Here is a 1703-nt window from a genome sequence, read left to right as displayed (position 1 = left end):
CGAACAGGACCGTGAAACGACTTTGCGCCGATGATAGTGCTGCAACCAGTGTGAAAGTAGGTTATCGTCAGGCTAGTTATATAGAAAAACCCCACAAGGTGATCCTGGTGGGGTTTTTTGCTTTGTATCCCTAAAAACCGTCCTGTTGTGCAAGCACCCAATCGCTTTTGTGCATAAAGCACATTGCGTACAAAAAACTTTGCTTTCCGCCCAGACTCAATCGTGCGCGATAAGTAGTTTTCTATAATTCTTTGTTACCCAAGTATTTGTTTTTGTTGGCATACCAAGCCGACAGGGACTTCGTTTGCCTCATCACTTTTACAAAGAGTTTTATGCGATCACTTTCTGCACTTAGCACGCGGGCCAAGCTTGGCTTCGGGTTTGGCCTGGTCGGGATCCTGATTATCGTGCTGGCCATCTTTGCTTGGCGTGAATTAGGGAATGTCGGTGAAGAACTCACCGCACAAAACATGGTGCGCACGACCCAGCTCGAGCGTCTATACGCATTGCGCGAATCGCTCGCCCAGACTGGCCTTGCCGCGCGCAATGCCTACATTTTCCCGAACGTAACTGACGCCACACGCGAGCTCGAGCTCCTGGACGAACACAAGGCCCGTTATCTCACCGAACTACACGCCCTGGAGCCACTATTTGTTGGGAATGCCGACTTTGCAAAGATGCGTGACGGCCTGCTGCAGATGGCGCAAGAGCTGAACCGCCCACGCCGCTACCGCAGCGCCGGCCAGTTGGCCGAGTATGGCGCCTTCCTTGTTAATGAGTGCAGTCCATTGCGCCGTCAAAACGTGCTCGACATCGATCGGGTCATCACCATCGTGCAGCAACAAGTCACCAAGGGCACCGCCGATGCGCAGGAGTCGATCGCGTCCGCCAAGACCACGATCGTCGTGGTCACGCTTGCCGCAGTCAGCCTGAGCGTATTGGTCGGCAGCGCGATCACGGCACACCTGTTGCGCCAGTTGGGTGGCGAACCGATCGAAGTCAATCGCATCGCGTCAGCCATTGCCTCGGGCGACCTCACCATCAACGTGGCCGTGCGTCCCGACGACGAGGCCAGCGTCATGCATGCCATCCGCGAAATGCAGGCCAGCTTGCAAAACATCGTTGCCCAGGTCCGTGGCGGTACCGACATGATCGCGACCGCGTCCAGCGAGATCAGCGCCGGTAACGACGATCTGTCGATGCGCACCGAGGAACAGGCGAACTCGCTGGGGCGCACTGCCGATTCGATGAAAGAGCTGACTGCCGTCGTCAAACAGAATACCGCCTATGCCCGTCATGCCAACACGCTCGCCGAATCGGCCAGCACTGTCGCGAGCAAGGGCGGCACCGTCGTCTCCGCCGTGGTCAATACCATGCAGGACATCAATACATCGGCGCGCAAGATCTCGGACATCATCGGTGTGATCGACGCCATTGCTTTCCAGACCAATATCCTGGCACTGAATGCCGCGGTCGAAGCCGCACGCGCCGGCGAGCAAGGACGAGGCTTCGCCGTGGTTGCGAGCGAAGTACGCAACCTGGCGCAGCGTTCGGCCACGGCCGCCAAGGAGATCTCGGCATTGATCGGTGAATCGGTCGCCAAGGTCAATGTGAATCGCCACGACTATCGTAGACACTCCTGAGCCATAATATCGGGCACAAGGAGAAGATATGAGCGGTAAGCGGTACACAGAGGAATTCAA

At 56.6% G+C, this 1703-nt stretch carries 1 protein-coding gene; it reads left to right on the top strand.

The window, feature by feature from the left end; translation table 11 throughout:
- Window positions 1-332 precede the first annotated feature (332 nt).
- Entirely contained in the window at window positions 333-1643 is a 1311-nt protein-coding gene (locus ABIB38_RS24130; RefSeq protein WP_429207340.1) for a methyl-accepting chemotaxis protein, read from the top strand.
- The last annotated feature ends 60 nt before the right edge of the window (window positions 1644-1703 follow it).

It is taken from the genome of Massilia sp. UYP11 (assembly GCF_050434805.1).
In the GTDB taxonomy this organism is placed as follows: Bacteria; Pseudomonadota; Gammaproteobacteria; order Burkholderiales; family Burkholderiaceae_D; genus Telluria.
The sequence above is the reverse complement of the archived record's forward strand: the minus strand, read 5'-3'. Positions and strand labels throughout refer to the sequence as shown.